16 protein-coding genes and 6 pseudogenes are annotated in these 21,440 nt (G+C 57.3%); 13 read left to right on the forward strand and 9 right to left on the reverse strand.

The window, feature by feature from the left end:
* Positions 1 to 412: 412 nt before the first annotated feature.
* Positions 413 to 1,225, reverse strand: a complete 813-nt coding sequence (gene dapB / locus WJM78_RS12895) for a 4-hydroxy-tetrahydrodipicolinate reductase (protein WP_108536320.1) — start codon at positions 1,223 to 1,225, stop codon at positions 413 to 415.
* Positions 1,226 to 1,467: 242 nt separating this feature from the next.
* Between dapB and WJM78_RS12900 the strand changes: the two genes are divergently transcribed.
* The 5 genes from WJM78_RS12900 to serA all read left to right on the forward strand — a co-directional run bounded on the left by WJM78_RS12900 (position 1,468) and on the right by serA (position 7,339).
* Positions 1,468 to 2,436, forward strand: coding sequence for an alpha/beta fold hydrolase (locus WJM78_RS12900; protein ID WP_339009741.1), 969 nt, complete (start codon positions 1,468 to 1,470; stop codon positions 2,434 to 2,436).
* Between the two features lie 417 nt (positions 2,437 to 2,853).
* Positions 2,854 to 4,188, forward strand: a complete 1,335-nt coding sequence (locus tag WJM78_RS12905; protein WP_339009744.1) for a Na+/H+ antiporter NhaC family protein — start codon at positions 2,854 to 2,856, stop codon at positions 4,186 to 4,188.
* 157 nt (positions 4,189 to 4,345) lie between these two features.
* Positions 4,346 to 4,945 carry a 5-formyltetrahydrofolate cyclo-ligase gene (locus WJM78_RS12910; protein ID WP_108537064.1) on the forward strand — a complete coding sequence of 200 codons (600 nt, stop codon included), beginning with the start codon at positions 4,346 to 4,348 and terminating at the stop codon, positions 4,943 to 4,945.
* Positions 4,946 to 5,185: 240 nt separating this feature from the next.
* On the forward strand, positions 5,186 to 5,839 hold the full coding sequence (rpiA, locus tag WJM78_RS12915) for a ribose-5-phosphate isomerase RpiA (protein ID WP_108537063.1): 654 nt from the start codon (positions 5,186 to 5,188) through the stop codon (positions 5,837 to 5,839).
* A gap of 267 nt (positions 5,840 to 6,106) precedes the next feature.
* Positions 6,107 to 7,339 (forward strand): phosphoglycerate dehydrogenase, encoded by a 1,233-nt coding sequence (gene serA, locus WJM78_RS12920; RefSeq protein ID WP_042035536.1) that lies wholly within the window; start codon positions 6,107 to 6,109, stop codon positions 7,337 to 7,339.
* Positions 7,340 to 7,433: 94 nt separating this feature from the next.
* Here serA and WJM78_RS12925 read toward each other — a convergent pair whose 3' ends face one another.
* Positions 7,434 to 7,814 (reverse strand): diacylglycerol kinase, encoded by a 381-nt coding sequence (locus WJM78_RS12925; RefSeq protein WP_108537062.1) that lies wholly within the window; start codon positions 7,812 to 7,814, stop codon positions 7,434 to 7,436.
* A gap of 153 nt (positions 7,815 to 7,967) precedes the next feature.
* Between WJM78_RS12925 and WJM78_RS12930 the strand changes: the two genes are divergently transcribed.
* Positions 7,968 to 9,035 (forward strand): 3-deoxy-7-phosphoheptulonate synthase, encoded by a 1,068-nt coding sequence (locus WJM78_RS12930; RefSeq protein WP_212513813.1) that lies wholly within the window; start codon positions 7,968 to 7,970, stop codon positions 9,033 to 9,035.
* A 125-nt stretch (positions 9,036 to 9,160) separates the two neighbouring features.
* Here WJM78_RS12930 and WJM78_RS12935 read toward each other — a convergent pair whose 3' ends face one another.
* The 3 genes and pseudogenes from WJM78_RS12935 to WJM78_RS12945 form a co-directional block, all read right to left on the reverse strand.
* A complete protein-coding gene (locus WJM78_RS12935; RefSeq protein ID WP_339015854.1) occupies positions 9,161 to 9,955 on the reverse strand; it encodes an ATP-binding cassette domain-containing protein in 795 nt (264 codons plus the stop codon).
* Positions 9,942 to 10,949: a vitamin B12 ABC transporter permease BtuC gene (btuC, locus tag WJM78_RS12940; protein ID WP_212513812.1), complete on the reverse strand. Its 1,008-nt coding sequence runs from the start codon at positions 10,947 to 10,949 to the stop codon at positions 9,942 to 9,944. Before btuC ends, WJM78_RS12935 begins: the two co-directional genes overlap by 14 nt.
* A 103-nt stretch (positions 10,950 to 11,052) precedes the next feature.
* Positions 11,053 to 11,175 (reverse strand): annotated as a pseudogene (locus WJM78_RS12945) (ABC transporter substrate-binding protein); the annotation flags it as partial.
* 144 nt (positions 11,176 to 11,319) lie between these two features.
* Between WJM78_RS12945 and WJM78_RS12950 the strand changes: the two are divergent.
* The 4 genes and pseudogenes from WJM78_RS12950 to WJM78_RS12965 all read left to right on the forward strand — a co-directional run.
* Positions 11,320 to 11,676: a DMT family protein gene (locus WJM78_RS12950; protein ID WP_042035532.1), complete on the forward strand. Its 357-nt coding sequence runs from the start codon at positions 11,320 to 11,322 to the stop codon at positions 11,674 to 11,676.
* Positions 11,677 to 11,734: 58 nt separating this feature from the next.
* Complete coding sequence (gene tapW, locus WJM78_RS12955; protein WP_042035531.1) at positions 11,735 to 12,874, forward strand: type IVa pilus ATPase TapW; 1,140 nt, start codon at positions 11,735 to 11,737, stop codon at positions 12,872 to 12,874.
* Positions 12,875 to 13,139: 265 nt separating this feature from the next.
* Positions 13,140 to 14,411, forward strand: coding sequence for a glucose-1-phosphate adenylyltransferase (gene glgC, locus WJM78_RS12960; RefSeq protein WP_287147776.1), 1,272 nt, complete (start codon positions 13,140 to 13,142; stop codon positions 14,409 to 14,411).
* 83 nt (positions 14,412 to 14,494) lie between these two features.
* Positions 14,495 to 14,635, forward strand: a pseudogene (locus WJM78_RS12965) (WbuC family cupin fold metalloprotein); the annotation flags it as partial.
* Between the two features lie 42 nt (positions 14,636 to 14,677).
* On the opposite strand, the pseudogene WJM78_RS12970 reads toward WJM78_RS12965, so the two are convergent.
* Positions 14,678 to 14,809: pseudogene (locus WJM78_RS12970) on the reverse strand (IS5/IS1182 family transposase); the annotation flags it as partial.
* 270 nt (positions 14,810 to 15,079) lie between these two features.
* Between WJM78_RS12970 and WJM78_RS12975 the strand changes: the two are divergent.
* Together WJM78_RS12975 and WJM78_RS12980 are read left to right on the forward strand one after the other, a co-directional pair.
* On the forward strand, positions 15,080 to 17,056 hold the full coding sequence (locus WJM78_RS12975; protein ID WP_042035529.1) for a methyl-accepting chemotaxis protein: 1,977 nt from the start codon (positions 15,080 to 15,082) through the stop codon (positions 17,054 to 17,056).
* A 188-nt stretch (positions 17,057 to 17,244) separates the two neighbouring features.
* Positions 17,245 to 17,481, forward strand: coding sequence for a hypothetical protein (locus WJM78_RS12980; RefSeq protein WP_042035527.1), 237 nt, complete (start codon positions 17,245 to 17,247; stop codon positions 17,479 to 17,481).
* 87 nt (positions 17,482 to 17,568) lie between these two features.
* Here the strand turns inward: WJM78_RS12980 and WJM78_RS12985 are convergent.
* Positions 17,569 to 18,470 (reverse strand): annotated as a pseudogene (locus WJM78_RS12985) (LysR substrate-binding domain-containing protein).
* A gap of 97 nt (positions 18,471 to 18,567) precedes the next feature.
* Positions 18,568 to 18,696, reverse strand: a pseudogene (locus WJM78_RS12990) (IS630 family transposase); the annotation flags it as partial.
* A 352-nt stretch (positions 18,697 to 19,048) separates the two neighbouring features.
* Between WJM78_RS12990 and WJM78_RS12995 the strand changes: the two are divergent.
* Positions 19,049 to 20,890 carry an RICIN domain-containing protein gene (locus WJM78_RS12995; RefSeq protein ID WP_339009747.1) on the forward strand — a complete coding sequence of 614 codons (1,842 nt, stop codon included), beginning with the start codon at positions 19,049 to 19,051 and terminating at the stop codon, positions 20,888 to 20,890.
* Between the two features lie 116 nt (positions 20,891 to 21,006).
* On the opposite strand, the pseudogene WJM78_RS13000 reads toward WJM78_RS12995, so the two are convergent.
* Positions 21,007 to 21,324, reverse strand: a pseudogene (locus WJM78_RS13000) (IS4 family transposase); the annotation flags it as partial.
* Positions 21,325 to 21,440: the final 116 nt, after the last annotated feature.

Below are 21,440 nucleotides of genomic sequence, written 5' to 3' on the forward strand. Positions count from 1 at the left end.
AGGGAGCGCTCATGCCACTCAACTCACAAAAAACAAATCTTAATCCTTAAAAAACAATGAATTAAAATTCACAAAAAAAATTTTTATCGAGTTAAAAGAGCTTTTTATTGCCAATTCAGTGGCAATAAAAAGTGTAAAACGTTTTTCTCGTTTTGAATTTTTAGTCTTTTTCATGTCATGAAAAAAATGCGGACACATGGGGCATTGAGGCTCAATCCCATTACCCTTTGATGACATTTGGGCAATGAGCGGATGGGATGGATTGGGTAAAGAAGCAGTTTAGGCCCTTTCACATACAAAACAGGATGTAAGTGCCATTTATACAAAAACAGATGAAAAACCCCGGCGAACCGGGGTTTGGCAACACTGTCAGGAGGAACCATTGCAGTCCACCTGCCGCCACCTTGGCCACTCACTTGAGGTCGAGCACATCCTGCATGTCGTAGAGACCGGCGCTCTGCTGGCCCAGCCACTTGCCGGCCCGCACGGCCCCATTGGCGAAGGTGAGGCGGCTGGAAGCCTTGTGACTGATCTCCACCCGCTCGCCGATGTCGGCAAACATGACGGTGTGCTCCCCCACCAGATCGCCGGCGCGAATGGTGGCAAAGCCGATGGTGTTGCGATCCCGCTCACCCGTGATCCCCTCGCGGCCATAGACGGCGCACTCTTTCAAGTCACGTCCGAGGGTCTTGGCCACCACTTCCCCCATGGAGAGCGCAGTGCCGGACGGTGCATCCACCTTGTGCCTGTGGTGACCTTCGATGATCTCGATGTCGGTGTAATCCCCCATCACCTTGGCCGCCTGCTCCAGCAGCTTGAACACCAGGTTGACGCCGACCGAGTAGTTGGAGGCGAACACTATGCCGATCTGCTTGCCGGCCTCTTGCAGGGCCGCCTTGCCCGCATCGTCAAAACCGGTGGTGCCGATCACCATCTGCTTCTGATGAGCCAGTGCAAACGCCAGGTTGGCCAGGGTCACCTCGGGACGGGTGAAGTCGATGATGAGATCAAACTCATCCCGCACCTTGTCCAGGCTGTCGCTGATCACCACCCCCAGGGTGCCCAGACCATTGAGCTCACCGGCATCGAGACCGATCACGGCAGAGCCAGGTCGCTCCAGCGCTGCCCCGACCACCACGCCCTCGGCGTTGGTGATGGCTTCCAGCAGCACCTTGCCCATACGACCATTACAGCCCATCACGGCCACACGGATCGGATTGTCCATCTCCACCCTCTCATCTGTTTATTATGGAAAGAGACCGTTTTACCAGCCTGCGCCCGCTTTGAAAAGCCGTGAGACACGCTCTTTGGTTCGGGCTCGACAGTACACAGCTCAACATGGCTGATGCACAGGCTTGCCACTCCCCCCATAGACTGACGGTTTGAGGTTTGCTAGAGACGGCACCATATGATAGGTTTCCGCCGATAAAAAGCCTCAATTGACACCCATACCTAGGAAGTAAACATATGAATACGAGATTGCTGTGCGTACTGGGCCTGCTGTCGCTCGGCCTTGTCACCCTTGTGGCGGCGCTGCTGTTTGGCGGGCCGAGCCCGGCGCCGGAGATGGCCAGTATCAACGATCCCTTCAAAACCCTTGACTGGAGCGGCATGCCCTCGCCCGCCAGATACAAGGCCCGTGACGGCGCGCAGTTGGCCTACCGACACTATGCCCCCGCAGGCAAGGATGTCAGGGGTAGCGTTGTGCTGGTTCACGGCTCCTCGGCCAGCAGCCAGAGCATGCACATACTGGCGAGCGCCTTCTCGCAGGCCGGTTATGGTGCCTACACCCTCGATATCCGCGGCCATGGCGAGTCAGGCCAGAGAGGCACGATAGCCTACATAGGCCAACTGGAAGACGATCTGGAAGATTTCGCCGCAGCAGTGGCCCCGAGCAAGCCCGCCACCCTCGCAGGCTTCTCGTCCGGCGGTGGCTTTGTGCTGCGCGTCGCCGGTGGCTCACGGCAAACCCTGTTCGACAACTATCTGCTCCTCTCCCCCTATCTCGGCCCCACGGCCGCCAACTACCGACCAAACAGCGGCGGCTGGGTGAGTGTCGGCATTCCTCGCCTCATTGCCCTGAGCATCCTCAACGGTTTCCATGTTTCCGCACTCAACCATCTGACGGTGCTGAACTTTGCGCTCAATGACGAAGCGAAAGCTCTCCTGACCCCCTCCTACTCATTCAACCTCGCCGCGAACTTCCAGCCAGAGCGCGACTATCAGCAGAATTTGCGCAATGTACAGCGCCCCTGCGCCGTGATCGCGGGCACCGATGACGAAGCGTTTAAAACCGACCAACTGGAACCCGAGTTAAGAGCGCTCGGCATTCCATGGCCCGTCACCCTGGTGCCGGGTATCAGCCACATTCCTCTGACTCTCGATAGCCACGCCCTGGCTGCAGCCGTTCAAGCTGTGGGGGAAATGGCGCAGTAACAGCGCCACCCTGACCGAATATCAGCGCCGCCTTGTGGTCTGTAGATGCCAGTGCAACGCTCGCTATACTCTGCAGGCGGCGTTAAAGCCCAATCCCAAACGCACAGAGCGTCCGGATATCCAGTACCACCACATGCCCCGTCAGCCACATCCCATGTCAGTGAAAAATGCGCAGATAACCCGCCCCATGATGCCGAACAATTAACAGGATTAATTAATTTATCCGAACATACTTTTGATATTTTAATGAATGCAGAACTGATCAATAAAAACACCTATCCGTCTGGACGTCTATCTTGACCGGATGACCCCGACTCACTATTGTAAGCGCCCCATAGCGGCAGGATGCCCGCCAGGCTCACCCCCGTATCAGGGCTGGCTGCGACAGGGAGGTCATGTTCAACCACAGAGGAACACATGATCCAGACCCAACCCAGTGCCAGAGCCCTGCTGCCTCTTCTGGTCTTTCTCGCGCTCTTTATCGGTACCGGCACCTGGCTCACCCTGCAGGGGGTCGAGTTCGCCTTCTACCAGTTGCCCGCCCCCGTAGCTGCCCTGCCCGCCGTCATACTGGCGCTGATGCTGGGGAGAGAGGGGTTCAACAAGAATCTGGAGACCTTCTTCAAGGGGGTCGGTGACAGCAACATCATGGCGATGTGCCTCATCTATCTGCTGGCGGGCGCCTTTGCCACCGTGGCCAAGGCCACCGGCGGGGTGGATGCCACTGTCGCGCTGGGCCTGTCGCTGATCCCGGGCTGGTTCCTGCTGCCGGGGCTGTTCCTCATCTCTGCGTTTATTGCCACCGCCATGGGCACCTCCATGGGCACGATCGGGGCCGTGGCACCCGTGGCCCTTGGCGTTGCCCAAGCCGCCGGGATCGATCCCGTGCTGATGGCCGGCACCATTCTCTCCGGCGCCATGTTCGGCGATAACCTCTCCATCATCTCCGACACCACCATAGCGGCAACCCGCAGCCAGGGCTGCGAGATGAAGGACAAGTTTCGCGAGAATTTCAAGATTGCCGCCCCCGCCGCCATCGCAGTGATCCTGCTCTATCTGACCATGGGATCCGTGGGAGATGCCCCCGCCACGACAGCCCATGCGGATCTGTTCAAGGTGATGCCTTACCTGCTGATCCTGGTGCTGGCCCTATCCGGCATGAACGTCTTCATGGTGCTGGGCATTGGCATACTGGCCGCTGGCGCTGTGGGCATGGTCAGCGGTTATCCGCTGGGCCAGTTCAGCAAGGACATCTATCAGGGCTTTACCAGCATGCAGGAGATCTTCCTGCTCTCCATGCTGATCGGGGGTCTCGGCACCCTGATGGAACGCCAGGGCGGGCTGGCCTGGATCAGCGAGCGGATCAGTGCCCTGATTGCCCGCTTCACCCGCCAGCACGATGGCGAGCAGAACGAGAGGGCGGCCGAGCTCGGCATCGCCGGCGTAGTGGGACTGACCAACCTCTGTACTGCCAACAATACCGTGGCCATTATCGTCGCCAGCAAGGTGGCACGGGAGCTGGCGGAGCATCACGGCGTCACCCCGCGCCGCGCCGCCTCCATGCTGGATATCTTCTCCTGCGTGGTACAGGGGTTGCTCCCCTGGGGCGCCCAGGCGCTGCTGCTGGGTTCCATCTTCGCCCTCTCTCCGCTCTCGGTGGTGAGCATGAGCTTCTATCCCATGGCCCTGGCGTTGGCGGCTATAGTGGCCGTGTTCGTCAAACATCAGATGGCCAAGAGCTCTGACAAGTAATTACATCCGCTGCCGGGCGGGGGCATTGAATCCTGCCCGGCGGCCCATTTCAAATAGGGCTGGTCGCACTGTTCATCCCCCGCCAGCCTTGTTAAGGTAGCCCAGCCCGTTGCGGCAACCCATCTGCACCACACAGGTGCACACAAGAGGAGCCCCCATGCCGGATGATACCCAGCCTGAAAGACAATCCCTGCGCCAGCTCATCCGCCAGCGCAGAAAGAGCCTGAGCCAGGCCGAGCAGCAGGCCGCCGCCCAGCAGCTGGTTGCCCAGTTCAAGCAACATCCGGAGATCCTGGCCGCCAAACGCATCGCCCTCTATCTGGCCAACGACGGTGAACTCAATCCCCTGCCCGCCATCCACTGGCTGTGGGCCCAGCAAAAGGAGGTCTACCTGCCGGTGCTGCACCCCTTCACCCCGGGTCACCTGCTCTTCTTGCGCTATACCGCCACCAGCCCCATGACCCGCAATCGTTACGGCATCGCCGAGCCTGAGCTGGACATGTCCCAGGTGGTGCCTCACAGCACGCTCGATCTTATCTGCACCCCGCTGGTGGCATTCGATGCCGGGGGCAACCGGCTCGGCATGGGTGGCGGCTATTACGATCGCACCCTCGCCTGCTGGCATGAACACAGGCTGGGCCCAAAGCCGCTGGGGATCGCCCACGACTGCCAGCAGGTGGAAACGGTACCGCAGGAGGAGTGGGACGTGCCGCTGCCGCAGATCATCACCCCCAGCCGCTGCTGGCAATTTCCATGACCACCGGGCAGTCGGCCCGCCCTGACTGCCAGCCCCTGTCTGTCTTGGCTTTGGCCTGCTCCCTGTTGCGCTCGATACCGTCACTTCCGCCCATCCCTCTGGCCCACCCGGGCGACAGGGCTCAATAAACAGGCAAACGATTTACATCTTGGGGATTTTTGGACCGGAACGTGAGCGCTGTGGTCGCTCTGAGGGGGATGCTTGGATATAATGCGCCCGCTTTTTCCCAAAGGATCCATCATGACTCAAGATGAAATGAAGAAGGCGGCCGGTTGGGCTGCGCTCAAGTACGTGGTTCCCGGCACCATAGTCGGGGTAGGCACAGGCTCTACCGTCAACCACTTCATCGACGCGCTGGCGACCATGAAGGGCCAGATCCAGGGGGCCGTATCCAGCTCTGTGGCCTCCACCGAGCGCCTCAAGGGCCTTGGCATCCCGGTGTTTGACCTCAACGACATCGATGCCCTCTCCGTCTATGTGGATGGTGCCGACGAGATCAACGCCACCCGCGACATGATCAAGGGCGGTGGCGCGGCCCTGACCCGCGAGAAGATTGTCGCCGCCGTGGCCGACAAGTTCATCTGCATCATAGATAACACCAAAACCGTGGACGTGATGGGCCAGTTCCCGCTGCCAGTGGAAGTGATCCCCATGGCCCGCGAATACGTGGCCCGCGAGATCCGCAAGCTTGGCGGCAATCCGGTGTGGCGTGAGGGGGTGGTGACCGACAACGGCAACATCATACTGGACGTCAAGGGAATGGCCATCAAGGATGCCAAAGGGCTGGAAGTGCAGCTTAACGCCATCGTCGGTGTGGTCACCAACGGCCTGTTCGCCCACCGCGGTGCCGATGTGGTGCTGATCGGTACGCCTGACGGCGTGGTTACCCAGTAACGCCGACGGACGGGGGGGACGCTGTTCGGCATGCCACCCAGGGTCATGCCCCAATATCGTTCCCTGAATGGATGACGGCGCCTGATGGCGCCGTTTTCATTTATCCCTCAATGAGTTGCAAACTGTGGTTTACAACTATCGTTGAAAACTTCAAAGAATTTGACTTTCGTCACAAATATTCCCTCTCCCAACCGTTTTTGTTACTTTACGGTTTTCTTCACACACCATATCTGCACTCATTTTCTTTGCATACATAAAGGGATCGTCATGACTGCCAAGTTTTCGCTGGACAAGGATAAGATCAAGGTACTGCTGCTGGAGGGAGTCCATCCCAACACGGTGGAAACCTTTCGTGCGGCCGGTTACACCAGCGTGGAGTACCTCAAGACCTCCCTGTCGGAAGAGGATCTGATCGAACGCATTCGTGACGTGCATTTCGTGGGCCTGCGTTCCCGTACCCAGCTCACCGATAAGGTGCTGGATGCCGCTGGCAAGCTGGTCGCCATCGGCTGCTTCTGCATCGGCACCAACCAGGTCGACCTCGATGCCGCCCACCTGCGTGGTATCCCCGTCTTCAACGCCCCCTTCTCCAACACCCGCTCGGTAGCCGAACTGGTGCTGGGGGAGATACTGCTGCTGCTGCGCGGCATCCCGGAGAAAAACGCCAAGTGCCATCGCGGCGTGTGGGAAAAACTGGCCAACCGCTCGGTCGAAGCCCGTGGCAAGAAGCTTGGCATCATAGGCTACGGCCACATCGGCACCCAGCTCGGCATCATCGCCGAGAGCATAGGCCTGAAGGTCTACTACTACGACATCGAGAACAAGCTCTCCCTGGGCAACGCCATCCAGGTGCCGAGCATGGTCGAGCTGCTCAATATGTCGGATGTGATCAGCCTGCACGTACCCGAGACGGCCTCCACCAAGGATCTGATCGGTACCGAGCAGCTGCGCATGATGAAGCCGGGCGCCATCTTCATCAACGCCTCCCGCGGCACAGTGGTAGATATCAATGCGCTGGCTGACGTCATCAAAAGCGGCCACCTCGCGGGCGCCGCCATCGACGTCTTCCCGAGCGAGCCCACGTCCAACGACGAGGAGTTTCTGACTCCGCTGCGCGGCCTGGACAACGTGATCCTGACCCCGCACATCGGTGGTTCCACGCAAGAGGCCCAGGAGAACATAGGGTTGGAGGTAGCCAACAAGCTGGTGAAGTATTCCGACAACGGCTCCACCCTCTCCGCCGTCAACTTCCCGGAGGTCTCACTGCCGGGCCACAAGGGTTCCAGCCGCCTGCTGCACATTCACCGCAACCAGCCGGGCGTCATGAACCAGATCAACCAGATCTTCGCCGAAGAGGGGATCAACATCGCCGGTCAATACCTGCAGACCAGCAGCCATATCGGCTACGTGGTGATCGACGTGGAGACGGAGCACAGCGAGAGGGCGCTGGCCAAGCTCAAGGAGATCAATGGCACCATCCGCGCGCGGATCCTGCACTGATGCCCTGAGCCCCTGCGCTCGGCCAACAAAAAGCCCGTCTCGATGACGGGCTTTTTTATACTAGAAGTGCCAGGTGGTAGGTTGCTCTGGCAACCTACCACCAGCCCAGCAGATTGCGGCCTACCAGGGCACCCCACACCAGGGCGTTGAGGGCCAGGGCGATAAAGACGGCGGCGGAGCCGAGATCCTTGGCGCGGCCCGACAGCTCGTGATGCTCCGAGCCCACCCTGTCCACCACGGCCTCGATGGCGGAGTTGAGCACTTCGACAATCACCACCAGCCAGCTGATGACAATGAGCAGCAGGATCTGGTTGAGGGAATCCCCGAGCCAAAAGGCCAGTGGCATCAGCAGCAGGATCAGTATTAGCTCCTGCCGGAAGGCAGCCTCGTTGATCCAGGCTGACTTGAGCCCCTTCATGCTGTAACCGGTTGCATTGATGATGCGGGTGACCCCGCTTGCCCCTGGCTTTGCCACGCTATCTACCTTATTTGGAATCGTTTGGGGATTCACATCCTATCAGAGCCCCACAAGGTTTCAATCGGGGGGTTTTTGCTTTATTTTATCCCTTTGCATTTTCGGCACGCCGTCGAGCAACAGCCCACGCCACCCACTCGAGAATTGAGTCGTATGTCCATTCACACCGATGAATTGCGCACCCGTCGCCTGGAGTCACTGATCACTCCAAGCGAGCTCGCGCACGCCTTCCCTATCAACGACACCATTGCCCAGAATCTGCTGGATGCCCGCCGCGAAGTGGAAGCCATTCTGGCCGGTGAGGATCAGCGCCTGCTGGTCATCGTCGGCCCCTGCTCCATCCATGATCCGGCCGCCGCCCACGCGTACGCCCGCCGCCTCAACATCCTGCGCGAAGAATATAAAACCAGCCTGTGCATAGTGATGCGCACCTACTTCGAGAAGCCGCGCACCATAGTCGGCTGGAAGGGGCTCATCAATGATCCGCGCCTCGATGGCAGCTTCGACGTCAACGAAGGGCTGAAATTGGCCCGCAAGCTGCTGGTCGACATCAACGAGATCGGCATGCCCACCGCCACCGAGTTCCTCGACATGGTGACCGGCCAGTACATCAGCGATCTCATCACCTGGGGCGCCATCGGCGCGCGCACCACCGAATCCCAGGTGCATCGCGAGATGGCCTCCGCCCTCTCCTGCCCGGTCGGCTTCAAGAACGGCACAGACGGCAACACCCGGATCGCCATCGATGCGGTACGTGCCGCCCGCCACAGTCACATCTTTTATTCCCCGGACAAGGACGGCAAGATGACCATCTACCGCACCGCCGGTAACCCCTTTGGCCATGTGATCTTGCGTGGCGGCCACAGGCCCAACTACGACACCGCCAGCGTCGACGAAGCGTGTGAAGCGCTGGCCGACGTGGGCATGCCCGAGCGTCTGGTGGTCGATTTCAGCCACGGCAACAGCATGAAGGATCACCGCCGTCAGCTATTGGTGGCCCAGGACATCTGCGATCAGCTGCGCCGTGGCCGCACCGGCATCGCCGGCATCATGGCAGAGAGCTTCCTGGTGGAAGGACGTCAGGATGTGGAGAACGGCTGCGCCGCCACCTTCGGTCAGAGCATCACGGATGCCTGCCTGTCGTGGAGCGACACCGAAACCCTGCTGGCCATGCTGGCTGAAGCGGCGCAGGTGCGGTTGGATAAAACCAGACAGGGTTAAAGTAAGCTGCATCTTATCTGGATAAACAATGAGAGGGAGGGTGAGCCGCGCAAGCCGCGACCCACCCTGCATCCGTTTTGCCTGACACGCATTGGGCTTCGCTTAGCCCCATGCCAACGCGCCTCTCACAAGCTGGGCATAAACCAGACCCGACCGGCCGCCTCGACGCGGTCTGTCTTTATCTGAAACACCCGCTCCAGCAACGCCTCGTCGATAAGCTCTGCCCCCCCCTCGCTCACCACTCGCCCCTGTTGCAGACAGAGGATCCGATCCGCCCAGTCGATGGCCAGGTTGATATCGTGGATGGCGAGCACCACCAGCAAGCCCTCACGGGCCAGCGTCTTTAGCAGTCGCAACAGCGCCAGCTGATGGTGCAGATCGAGCCCAGCCAGCGGCTCGTCCAACAGCAGCACCTTGCCGGTCGGGTTGAGGCTCGGCCACAGCTGCAACAAGGTACGGGCAATCAGCACCCGCTGCTGCTCTCCTCCCGACAGTCGGCTGAAGTCACGGGCCAGCAAGCTTTCCAGCTCCAGCGCCTCGCACAACGCCTTGATCGCCTCGTTTTGTCTGGCAGGCACAACCCCCTGATCGAGCCCCAAACTCAGCACCTGAAACACCGGTATATGAAACAGCTGGGGCTGGCGCTGGGGCAACATGGCGCGCCGTTTGGCCAGCTCCGGCCAGCTCAGGTCAGTGAGCACGTCCCCTCCCAGCAGTACCGAGCCCTCGGCGGGCAGGATCCCCGCCAGCGCACCGAGCAGGGTCGACTTGCCACTGCCATTGGGACCGAGCAGCGCCACCAGCTGGCCGCCATGCCAACGTAGATCGAGGGGAGAGAGCCGCCCTGCAATGGCGAGCGCGCGCGCCTCCAGCAGCGGCGCAGCAGCACGATCAACAGAGATGGGATCAGCGGGCGACATCGGCATCTTGCCTCAATAGCAGGTAGATAAAGAGTGGCGCCCCCACCGAGGCAGTGATGACGCCGATGGGTAACTCACCTGCACTCAAGGCCGAGCGCGCTACCAGATCGGCCCCCAGCAGCAGGGCTCCGCCCCCCAGCGCCGAGGCGGGCAACAGGAAGCGCTGGTCGCTACCGCCGCACAGGCGCAGCAGATGGGGCACCACCAGCCCGACGAAGCCGATGACACCGCACAGGGATACCGCAAGACCGGTGAGCAGACAGACCGCCAACACCAGCCGCACCCGCATCCTGTCGACGTCCAGCCCCATCAGACGGGCCTGGGTCTCCCCCAGCAGCAGTTGCTGCAAGGCCTTGCCCTGCCAGCAGATCCAACCCAGGGTGAGCGGCAGCACCAGCCACCACCAGGCGATCTGCTGGCTGCCGTAGGCGAGGCTGCCCATCATCCAGAACATGTACTCGCGCAGGGAGCCATCGTCGGCAAAGTACATCAGCCAGGTCATGGCCGCATTGGTGAGGATGCCGATGGCCACCCCAAACAGCAGCAGCCGAGCATGACCGAGCCGTGCCCGGCGCGCCAGCCGAATGAGCAACATGGTCACCAGCAGCGCGCCACCGAAGGCCGCCAGCGACAGCCCCCAGCCCGGCAGATAGACGCCGAGGGATTTGGCCACCGCCATCGCCACCATGGCAGCCAATCCCGCCCCGCTCGAGACACCGAGCAGACCGGGTTCTGCCACCGGGTTGTGCAGCATCACCTGCAGCACGGCGCCGCCACAGGCAAGCGCGGCACCCGCCAGCAGGGCCAGCAAGGCGCGTGGCAACCGCAGCTCCAGCAGGATGCGCTGTTCGAGCTCCCCCATGGGTTGCCAGGGCAGCAGCACGAACTCGCCCCAGGCGAGGGAGAAGAGAAACAGCGTGAGGGTCAACAGCACCAGGCCGAACAACCAGCCCCGCTGCCAGCGTCGCTGGCGGGCGAGCAGAGAGAGATACACAGAGGATCCCCGAACGTGAACAAGGCCCGGCGCCAATGCAGGATTGACCAGCCCGGCACACAAGGATGAAAAACGCATGATAACAGCGTGTTACCACCCGAGGTCAAGGCTGGTAAGCCTTGGCCAGGGCCTGGATTTCGCCGCTGGCCACCAGTGCCTGCAGCGCCAGCACCAACGGCTGTCTGCGCGCCTGATGGGGTGAGTGCTTGCTCATCCAGGCAAACAGCAGACCAAGCACACCCCAGCTTGTCTTGCCCATCCTGTGACCTCTCGTGTTACCCCATCCTTGATGGATTAAAAAAACCTGCGGCCCCACTTATAGAAACCCGCGACTCAGAGATAAAATGCGATTGATTTTAAAGGAGATCCAATGAACCCTATCATTACCAGTATCGGTCTGCTGCTATGCAGCAACGTCTTCATGACCTTCGCCTGGTACGCCCACCTCAAGAGCATGAACCACAAACCCTGGATCATCGCCGCCCTGGTGAGCTGGGGTATCGCCCTGTTCGAATACCTGTTGCAGGTGCCCGCCAACCGCATCGGCCATACGGTCATGAGCGTGGGCCAGCTCAAGATATTGCAGGAGGTGATCACCCTCACCGTGTTCGTCCCCTTCTCTATCTTCTATCTCAAGGAAGACCTGAAATGGGACTACCTCTGGGCAGGGCTCTGCATCATGGGCGCAGTGTTTTTTGTGTTTCGCGAGAAACTGACCGGCGCCTGAGGCTGTACACTCAATCACATCCCCCATCACGACATCTCCTTGATAGACGAGGCAAAAAATGGAATTGCGAGACATGTTACAGATCCTGGCCCAACAGGACGGCTCCGACCTCTATCTGTCAACCGGCGCTCCCCCCTGCGCCAAGTTCAATGGCGGATTACGTCCCCTTCTGGAGACGCCACTCGAGCCGGGCGAGGTAGCAAACATTGCCGCCGCGATCATGGATGGCGAGCAGAAACTGCAATTCGAGAAGGAGCTGGAGATGAACCTCGCCATCTCCCTGCCCCAGATCGGCCGTTTCAGGATCAACATCTTCAAGCAGCGCAACGAAGTCTCCCTGGTGGCCCGCAACATCAAAACCGAGATCCCGCGCTTTGAAGATCTCAAGCTCCCCCCGGTACTGCTCGACACCATCATGGAGAAACGCGGCCTGGTGCTGTTTGTGGGCGGTACCGGCTCGGGCAAGTCGACATCACTTGCCGCGCTTATCGACCATCGCAACCGCAACAGCGGCGGCCACATCATCACCATCGAGGATCCGGTGGAGTTCGTTCACCGCCACCGCAAGAGCATCATCAACCAGCGGGAGGTGGGGGTAGATACCCGCAGCTTCCACGCCGCGCTCAAGAATACCCTGCGCCAGGCGCCGGACGTCATCCTCATCGGCGAAATTCGCGACCGCGAGACCATGGAGCACGCGCTGGCCTTCTCCGAAACCGGTCACCTTGCCATCTCTACCTTGCACGCCAACAACGCCAACCAGGCGCTGGACCGCATCATCAACTTCTTCCCGGAGGAGCGCCGCCCGCAGCTGCTCAACGATCTGGGCAACAACCTCAAGGCGTTTGTCTCCCAGCGGCTGGTCAAAACCACGGACGGCGGCCGCCGGGCGGCGGTGGAGATCATGCTCGGCACCCATACCATCCGCGACATGATCAAGCGCGGTGAATTTGGCGGTCTCAAGGAGGTGATGGAGAAATCCAAGGCCCTCGGCATGGTCACCTTCGACAGCGCCCTGTTCGATCTGGTGGTCGAAGGGGTGATAGAAGAGGAAGAGGCGGTGAAAAATGCCGACTCGGCCAACAACCTGCGCCTCAAGATCAAGCTGTGGAAAGATAAGGGCCAGATAGCCAGCAGCAGCGATGCAACAGGTTGGAGTCTGGAACCCACCAAGGATGAGAAAGACGATCTCTTCTAGTGCAAGTCCCCCCGTTAAACAGACACCCGCTTCGGCGGGTATCTGTTTAAAAGACGCTGTTTATTCAAAATAATCGCCCCCCTTTCAGCCCGCTGACAACCTGACATCTGGTGAACTATCGCGCAGCCTGCGACAATTTCTGCCACCTAAAATGACAAAATAGTCACTTAGTCGAAAAACCGTATGAGAAGTGTGAGTGAAAGCACTTTCAAACCAGCTCCAAAGGAGGCACTATCGAAGGGATGTATCAATAAAGGGGGATTCAATGTTGTTACAACCTGCCAATACAGCAAAATCCAGACAATTGCTGAACGAGACCATGGCTTTGGTTCTCGCAGGAGGGCGGGGCAGTCGCCTCAAGCAGTTAACGGACAACAGGGCGAAACCGGCAGTGCATTTCGGTGGCAAGTTCCGCATCATCGACTTCGTACTTTCCAATTGCATCAACTCGGGGATCCGCCGGGTCGGCGTAGTCACCCAGTACAAGTCCCACAGCCTGCTGCGCCACCTGCAATCGGGCTGGTCATTCCTGCGCTACCAGATGAACGAGTTCATCGACCTGCTGCCAGCCCAGCAACGGGTGGACGAGGTCAACTGGTATCGCGGCACCGCCGATGCCGTCTATCAGAATCTGGATATCATTCGCGATCACGGCCCCAAATATGTGGTGGTGCTGGCGGGGGATCACATCTACAAGATGGATTACGCCGCCATGCTGCTCGACCACGTCAACATGGGTGCCAAGGTGACAGTGGCCTGCATTGAGGTACCGCGTACCGAGGCGAGTGCCTTTGGCGTGATGGCGGTGGATGAGGATCGCAAGATCAACGCCTTCGTCGAGAAACCGGCCAATCCGCCGGCCATGCCGGGCAAGGCCGATACGGCGCTGGCCTCCATGGGGGTCTACGTCTTCGAGGCAGAGTATCTCTATCAGCTACTGGAAGAGGATCTGGCCAACCAGGCCTCCCACCACGATTTTGGCATGGACGTGATCCCGCGGGTGGTCAAGGAGGGCACTGCCTACGCCCATCCGTTCAGCATGTCCTGTGTCGGCTGCTGCCCGCAAAAGCGCCCCTACTGGCGCGATGTGGGGACGGTGGACTCCTTCTGGGAGGCCAACATGGATCTCGCCTCCGTGACGCCCGAGCTCGACATCTATGATCAGGAGTGGCCCATCTGGACCAGCCAGAACATGACGCCCCCCGCCAAATTCGTGCAGGACAGAAATGGCCAGCATGGCATGACCATCAACTCCATGTTCTCCGGCGGCACCATCGTCAGCGGCTCCTTCATCGTGAGCTCTGTGCTGTTCAACCATGTGCGGGTCGACTCCTTCTGTACCCTGGATCAGGCAGTGATCTTCCCCGGTGTAGAGATAGGGCCCGGCTGCCGTTTGCGCCGGGTAGTCGTTGACAAAGGCTGCAAACTGCCGGAAGGCTTGGTGGTGGGGGAAAACGCCTGCGAAGATGCCCGTCGCTTCCACCGCTCCGAGCAAGGCATAGTGCTGGTCACCAAGGAGATGTTGGCCAAGCTGTGAGCACCAGCACCTGACGCAAAAAAGGAGCCGCCGGCTCCTTTTTACATTTACTTACCGCTAGCCCCGTACCTGGCAGGCACACCGATGAGGCTGCCCACTCCCCGCGCCAGCGCATGAACCACAATCTGCACAATGAGCTTGCCGACCCCATCCAGCGGCTGGCCATCGCCATGGAACCAGCGACCTATATACGCCCCCTGCGCCACCAGGCAGCCTGGTTGCTCCAGCCATCAAGAAGACCTGCCACTGACCCAATGCTGTTCACTGAGTAGCCCCTGATCGGCTCGCAGAGTGAGGCTGAACATCCCCGTGAGCATCAGAAAGGTAAGAGAGCCACCGTGGACGAGAGACTTGTTGTATTGAAACCAGTGGGTGATGGGCTGAAGCACCTTGCCCATGCATGCTGACTTGAAGGGGATGGGGGTGCCCAGCTCACCACCACCTCAGTGAGCTCCATTCAAGCCGCATCGATGTAGGTAACAACGCCCCTGAACAACCAAAGAGGCCGGCAGCCATGTCGGCCTCTTTCTTGTCAGCACACCCCGCCTTTCATCGCATCCAAATATCGCCACGCGCTGCTGCCAGCATCCCGCACAACGCAATTGACTTATCTATCTATAATCATCATCTGGGTTGCATATGTGACCTTATTTATCAAGGAGAGAGATATGGAGAGGGCGATACACCGTTTTACACTGCACTCACTCTGGTCAGGGCTCGGGATCCGCACCCGGATCCTCTCCGGAGTGGCCATTCTGATGATCATCGCCATCAGTTGCATCACCCTGATCCTGGAGCAGATCTCCCACAATCAGGCACAGCAGCGGGTCGAACGCTACGAGCTGCCAAGCAGTGTGGACCGGATCGCCAACCAGCTGACCGCACAGCTGATCCAGCATCTGACCGAAGCGCAGGCGCTGGCCAACAACCGCTTTGTTATCGACTGGCTGACCGCCGGCATGCCAGAGCAAGAGTGGCCCGCCATAGAGCGCTACTTTCAGGATCTTCAGCAGCGCATCGGTGGCAATGTCTTTATCGCGCCACGCCAGAGCAGTACCCTGATCAACTTCAGTGGCAGTACCACAGCCCAAAAACAGTTGAGCGAGTCAGACCCGAAAGATGAGTGGTTCTACGGTTTTCTCAAACGGGGCAAACCGTACGAGTTGAACCTCGATATCTCGGATTTCGACCAGAGCGCCTCCCTCTATATCAACACAGCCGTGACCGCAGCAGGCAAGACCCTGGCGGTGGCGGGCACCTCCATTGACATGAGCGCCCTGAGCAAGCTCATCAGCGGCTACCGGATTGGCAAGAGCGGTCAGGTCTATCTGGCCGATATGGAGGGCAATATCGAGATCCACCCCGAGCAGGAGCAACAAGGCTCCGCCCACCATCAGCAATCCTTCCTCGACACCGTCAAACGGCTCATCCCCAACGCCCGGGAGCAAGTGGCGGTGGAAGCGCTGACGCTGGAGGGGCAGACCTACCTCATTGCGGTACGTTACATCCCCACCCTCAACCGGCTACTGATTGGCGAGATCAACGGTGCCGAACTGGAAGAGGGGCTGCTCGCCTCCCGCAAGCTGATCATCATGGTGTCACTGGCCATCGGCGGGCTGGCGATGCTGGCTTCGGCCTGGCTGGCTCACTCCATCAGCCGCCCCATTCGTCAGGCGGCCGATGGCATGCACCACATCACCGCCGATCGGGATCTGGTGACTCGCCTCGACTTCTCTGACAAATCCGAGCTGGGGATGATGGCTCAGAGCTTCAACCAGCTGATCCAGAGCCTGAACCAGAGCTTCTCCCGCTTCCAGCAGTCAGGCAGCGCCCTCTCGGCGCAGTCATCCCAATCCATGCAACAGGCCCAGGCGCTGGCGGGTGAAGCCTGCCAGCAGGCCCAGAGTATTCAGGAGCTGACCAATGTGGTCTCCATCATCGGCAACAACGCCGAGCAGATCGCCACCCGCTCGGAGGGAGTCAACGAGGTGACCCGGCGTATCGCCAGCCACATGATCGCCATCGAGCAGGATGTGACCCAAAGTGCCGAGCAACTCGATACCTTGCGCAACAGCATCGGCAGCTCCTCCGCCCTGCTGGAGGAGGTGGTCAAAGACAGCAACAACATCACCCAAATCATGAATCTGATCCGCGATGTGTCGAACCAGACCAACCTGCTGGCCCTCAACGCCGCCATCGAAGCGGCCCGCGCGGGGGAGATGGGCCGCGGCTTTGCCGTAGTTGCCGACGAAGTACGTCAACTGGCCGTGCGCACCCAAACTGCAACCAAGGATGTGCAGGATCTCATCTTGCGCCTGCAAGAGGGTACCCGTCAGGCCAGCAGCTCGATGGCGGACTCCCGCACCCTGAGCGAAGAGGGTTATAGCAGGATGCATCAGACCAGAGAGGTGCTGATCGATGCCACCAGCCAAATCAACCAGACCGCCCTCGAGATCAACGAGATCAGCGCGCTGGCGCAGGCCCAGAATCAACAGATGGGGCAGGCCAGAACGGCGCTGGATGAGCTCGCCATGGTGGCCGAACTCCAGCGGGAACACGCGCAGGAGAGCAATATAGCCAGTAGTGAGCTGTTTGAGCTGGCCAAGGCCATCGACGAGCAGATCCGCCAATACCGGATTGGCTAGGTCCAGTCCCTCCCCCCTCTCAGTAACCAGCACGCCACCGCAAGGTGGCGTTTTCATTTTGCGAATCATTTTGCGCGCGATCCCGAAACGGGAATGCGGCGATAATTCACAACTAATTGATAGTTAACGGGAAAAAATTTGGAACGGCCATTGCTTAGTGATATCAGACCCAACAGAGGGATATCGCCATGAAATCGACCACCACTCAAGCACCCGTAGCCCAGCCATCCGTAGCTCAAAAAGAGGCCCTGACCCCCCGAGAAGGAACCTTTCTGATGATGGTGGCCCAACTGGTGGTACTCACCAGCATCGTACTGGCGACCACCGCGGGTGGACTCTCCTGGCAGTGGACCCTGCTGCTGGCCATTGCGCCCGTGATCGGCGGCGCCCTGCTCAGCCGGGTGTGGGGCAAATTGCCTCGTTAAAGCCGTCTCGCCGCACACACCTTCCCGAACTCGCGGCCGACCCTCACGTCGGCCGTCTGTTTATCTGCTTGGCCGTACGACGTGGCGTTACAGGGTATGGCTTCCCAGCTGCTCTTTGAGAAAATCGAGCCAGACCCGCAGCCGGATGTCGCGCTGGGCATCGGAGTAAAACACCGCATTGATGGGGCGCGAGGCGCCGCTGTTGCTGCGCGCCAGCACCTCCACCAGAGCGCCGCTGGCCCGATCCGGCCCTGTCATAAAGTCCGACAGGCAGACGATCCCCTGCCCTGCCAGCGCCAGCTGACGCAAGGTTTCGCCGCTGCTGGCCCGCAGACTGGGGTGATGGCAAAGCGATCTCCCTGCTCGGCACTGAGCAGCGGCCAGTGGTTGAGGTGATCGGGATGCAAAAAGCCCAGCAGCTCGTGGCCAGCCAGCAGATCCGCCGGCTGGCGCGGGGTACCGCGCTCGCTCAGGTAAGCGGGCGATGCCAGCAACCTTAGCCGCGAGTGGCCAAGCGGCAGGGCGCGCAGGGAAGAGTCGGCCAGCTCGCCGATACAGATGGCCATGTCCACCCGCCGCTCCATCAGATTGATAAAGCCCTCCGAGCTGTGCAATTGCAGCTCGATGGCGGGGTAGCGGCGGCGAAACTCACCGATGATGGGCACCAACCGGTGCAGGATAAAGGGGGTGGCCGCATCGACCCGTAATATCCCCGCCGGCTGCGCCTTGCGCATCAGCAGGTGTCCCTCCGCCTCGCTCATCTCGGTCAGGATCTTCACCGCACGCTGATAGAACCAGCTCCCCTCTTCGGTCAGGCTGACCCGGCGGGTGGTGCGGTTGAGCAGCACGGTCGAGAGCTTCTCCTCCAGCCGCTTGATGCCACGGCTCACCACAGAATTGTCCATCCCCAGGTTCTCCGCCGCCTGGCGAAAACTGCCCGCCTCCACCACCGCCACAAACAGGGTCAGTTCATCAGAATGGGTCTTCATTGCTGTTATCCGGACAAGAGTAATGGGCCTTTATAGGTGCAGCCGCGCTGGATTAGCAAGTGAGATCTGGTGCCACATCTTCGTTTGCACAGATAAATAACGAGCGGCCTTCATGTAGCAACAGGGCGGCTATCAAACGGCGTTTATGACCGTTATCACGGGTGGAGTGGATAATTTTGTGAATACGGCGCCGTTGTGGTCGCGGCAAGGGTGAAAGTACGGGCATCAATTAAGTCCTTTTCGTGTATTTTGTTTGGCGACTAATCAGATCAACGGGACTGAGCTCCCTTCTTCCAGTGGTCTGCTATTCGGAACGACTATTTAACTACGGTCATTGAACCTATGTACAGATACATCCAGTTACAAAAAAACCACTTTTATATACGCTATATGCGCGGTGAATCACATTTCCTCCCTACCTAATAAATGTTTGATTGACACAATTTTTTGTTTACATTTAATAGCTGCGAACGAGCCCACACAGGATGGAGCTATTAATATTGAATTTAATAGTTCCATGAGATTTTCGACATGATACAAGCTCAGTAGATACAACCAATCACAATAGGTGTTTAAAAATGAAGAAAACAAAAATAGCAATTTTATTTATTACCTTGACATCATTATCAACCCCCACGCTAGCTTTAGAAACCATGAGCTCTTTTGCTACAAGAGTAAACATTGACACAGATAATGTAAACTACATCAATTTTAACAAAAAGTTAATTGAGTCACGTAAAAATAATGATCGTCACACGCCTAGCTACAACGAAATAATACAAAAGACTTTAGAGGAAGGGGAAGTATTTTTATTTGATTTCAGTGACATTAAAAAGAAAGGAGATATTGAAGTCGCGAAAGAAAAATTCAGAAAAACAATTCCAATTTCTTTTGATGAAAATGCCATCGTGGTCAGTCGACATAATGGGAAAGTCATGCTAACTCCCATAGATACAGACAAGGCCGAGCAGATTCACGATACCTTATATAAAATAGAACAATTAAGTGATTTGAGTGACATCTCTCCAGCAACTAATTTTAGCTATCAAGGTGAATTCAACCAACAAATCCCTATGATTGAGTATTACCTCAATCTCAATAACTCAAGTGTTATACAGAACTCAACCTGTGGAGTTAACTGGGATGGTAGTACCATTTCCACCTGTAAAGACAGAGATATAGATTTAATATTCTTGGTATCGCTAGCAAGCTCTGAGAAATCTGGGATGTCTAATAATGGTAAATTCGTAAGGGTTAGCATTGGTAAAGAAACTCAGGGCCGTGGGATCACGCTAAACCATGAGGCCATCAGAACAATTAAAAACAAAGAAAAATATAGTAGCACTGAGTTCATGAGTGCTCCAATTATTGAGACAGCAACCTTCACTGTTAAATCAGACAAAAATTCGCCATCTAAAGCAAGAGCCCGTATTTTCAATTCGTTCCCTGAAAATATCAATCCTGAAAGCAGTATTAGCCAGGGGAATAAAGTCACTTATAATGCAACACTAAGTGTTACGGCGAAGCAGCCTACGCTCACCACAAGTGTCACCTCAGAACAAAGTCGAAATGTTACGATCACATCAAGAGAGTATGCAGTATCAAAAAGATTACTTAATGACCCCAGCGGCAGTGATGAAGCAATTTTTTCATGGGAGAGGAAACAGTTTAATAATGCCAAGGATAACATGAGGTGGTATGGCGCTCAAAACTCTTTAAATAGAAAAGACCCTTTGATGTATGACAATATATCTCAAATGTCTTACGAGAACTTCATGCCTAGCTTTGATGTTACCTTTGTGAACGATGAAAAAGGAAAAGCTGGCACAGGAACGTTTAACATTGAAGCCGTAATTACACCCAAAGTATTCAAAGCATATGGCGATGTTATCTGTAGTACCACCCCAATTTGTAGAACAAAATTCAGAGGCGAGTCTATCCAGGCACCACAATTGAAAGCAAACATTTCATTTAAAGTGGATTGGGACAACCCTGTATTTATTGGTCAATGGCCAGTAAATCTACAGTTGGGAGGAGTATCAAGCAAATGCACTAGCATCATTGGAAACAATAACTCACCAACATTCACTTTTGAGACCTGTGATATTAACAACAATATGAAACAGGGTTTCTTTATGGATAAATTTGGACGACTACAAAGTATTTCCGCCATTGGGTACTGCTTAGAAAGAACATCAGATGATATCAGCAAGCACGGCGTATCCATGGGGCTATGTAATGACAATATGAAGCTTGAGCAGCATTGGGTATGGGATGGTGACAACCTGATTAACCAGCTTTATAAAGAGCAAGTTTTCGTAAACATTAGCAATAACGATGTTATTCTTGCAAAGGACAAACCACAAGGTAGCAACCCAATTTCTTATAGTCGTTTCCTGGAGTTATTTACCCCGATGTAAGCACCCTCACCTCAATAGCGACAATAGTTAATGAAGTTAATATTCAAGGGTGCATGATGCGCCCTTTCTTCATTGTCATAAATAATCGTTCATGCACAGGTTATTAAGAAAGCGCACTATTTAAAACGCTTTTCAAACATCCTGTTTTGTATCAATGTCATCTGCTTGGTCCAACGGACATGTTTAGCCAAATAAACGGAGACCCACGCCACCCCCTCCCTGATCTCACCCATCGCACGATGCGCAACTGCTTCTAATATCGGCAACCACCACGTAACGCTATACCTCGCCGCTTTCAGTCTGGATAGCCCTTCGTTCATCAGCGTATGAGCCCTCCGTCGCTTCATCTCTAACGACGACTGGCTTGCCCCCTTCTGCAAGGGTTTTCCGGCCGGTCACAAAGCCCTTGAGCCGTTGTGCAATTTCCACTCCTTCGGCGCAGCTAAAGCACAACACTCCGCCAAAGTCGGGGTCTGGCGGAGTGTTATTTTGTGGCTATACCTCAGGGGGATCCATTTCCTTCTGTAGGGAGCAACCCAAACATGTTGAA

Origin of the sequence: Aeromonas popoffii, from assembly GCF_037818705.1 — a bacterium.
GTDB lineage: Bacteria > Pseudomonadota > Gammaproteobacteria > Enterobacterales > Aeromonadaceae > Aeromonas > Aeromonas popoffii.

Excerpts from the sequence above, each read along its gene's own strand:
- dapB (WP_108536320.1), bottom strand. The coding sequence starts at position 1,225 with ATGGACAATCCGATCCGTGTGGCCGTGATGGGCTGTAATGGTCGTATG.
- WJM78_RS12900 (WP_339009741.1), top strand. The coding sequence starts at position 1,468 with ATGAATACGAGATTGCTGTGCGTACTGGGCCTGCTGTCGCTCGGCCTT.
- WJM78_RS12905 (WP_339009744.1), top strand. The coding sequence starts at position 2,854 with ATGATCCAGACCCAACCCAGTGCCAGAGCCCTGCTGCCTCTTCTGGTC.
- WJM78_RS12910 (WP_108537064.1), top strand. The coding sequence starts at position 4,346 with ATGCCGGATGATACCCAGCCTGAAAGACAATCCCTGCGCCAGCTCATC.
- rpiA (WP_108537063.1), top strand. The coding sequence starts at position 5,186 with ATGACTCAAGATGAAATGAAGAAGGCGGCCGGTTGGGCTGCGCTCAAG.
- serA (WP_042035536.1), top strand. The coding sequence starts at position 6,107 with ATGACTGCCAAGTTTTCGCTGGACAAGGATAAGATCAAGGTACTGCTG.
- WJM78_RS12930 (WP_212513813.1), top strand. The coding sequence starts at position 7,968 with ATGTCCATTCACACCGATGAATTGCGCACCCGTCGCCTGGAGTCACTG.
- WJM78_RS12935 (WP_339015854.1), bottom strand. The coding sequence starts at position 9,955 with ATGTCGCCCGCTGATCCCATCTCTGTTGATCGTGCTGCTGCGCCGCTG.
- WJM78_RS12950 (WP_042035532.1), top strand. The coding sequence starts at position 11,320 with ATGAACCCTATCATTACCAGTATCGGTCTGCTGCTATGCAGCAACGTC.
- tapW (WP_042035531.1), top strand. The coding sequence starts at position 11,735 with ATGGAATTGCGAGACATGTTACAGATCCTGGCCCAACAGGACGGCTCC.
- glgC (WP_287147776.1), top strand. The coding sequence starts at position 13,140 with ATGTTGTTACAACCTGCCAATACAGCAAAATCCAGACAATTGCTGAAC.
- WJM78_RS12975 (WP_042035529.1), top strand. The coding sequence starts at position 15,080 with ATGGAGAGGGCGATACACCGTTTTACACTGCACTCACTCTGGTCAGGG.
- WJM78_RS12980 (WP_042035527.1), top strand. The coding sequence starts at position 17,245 with ATGAAATCGACCACCACTCAAGCACCCGTAGCCCAGCCATCCGTAGCT.
- WJM78_RS12995 (WP_339009747.1), top strand. The coding sequence starts at position 19,049 with ATGAAGAAAACAAAAATAGCAATTTTATTTATTACCTTGACATCATTA.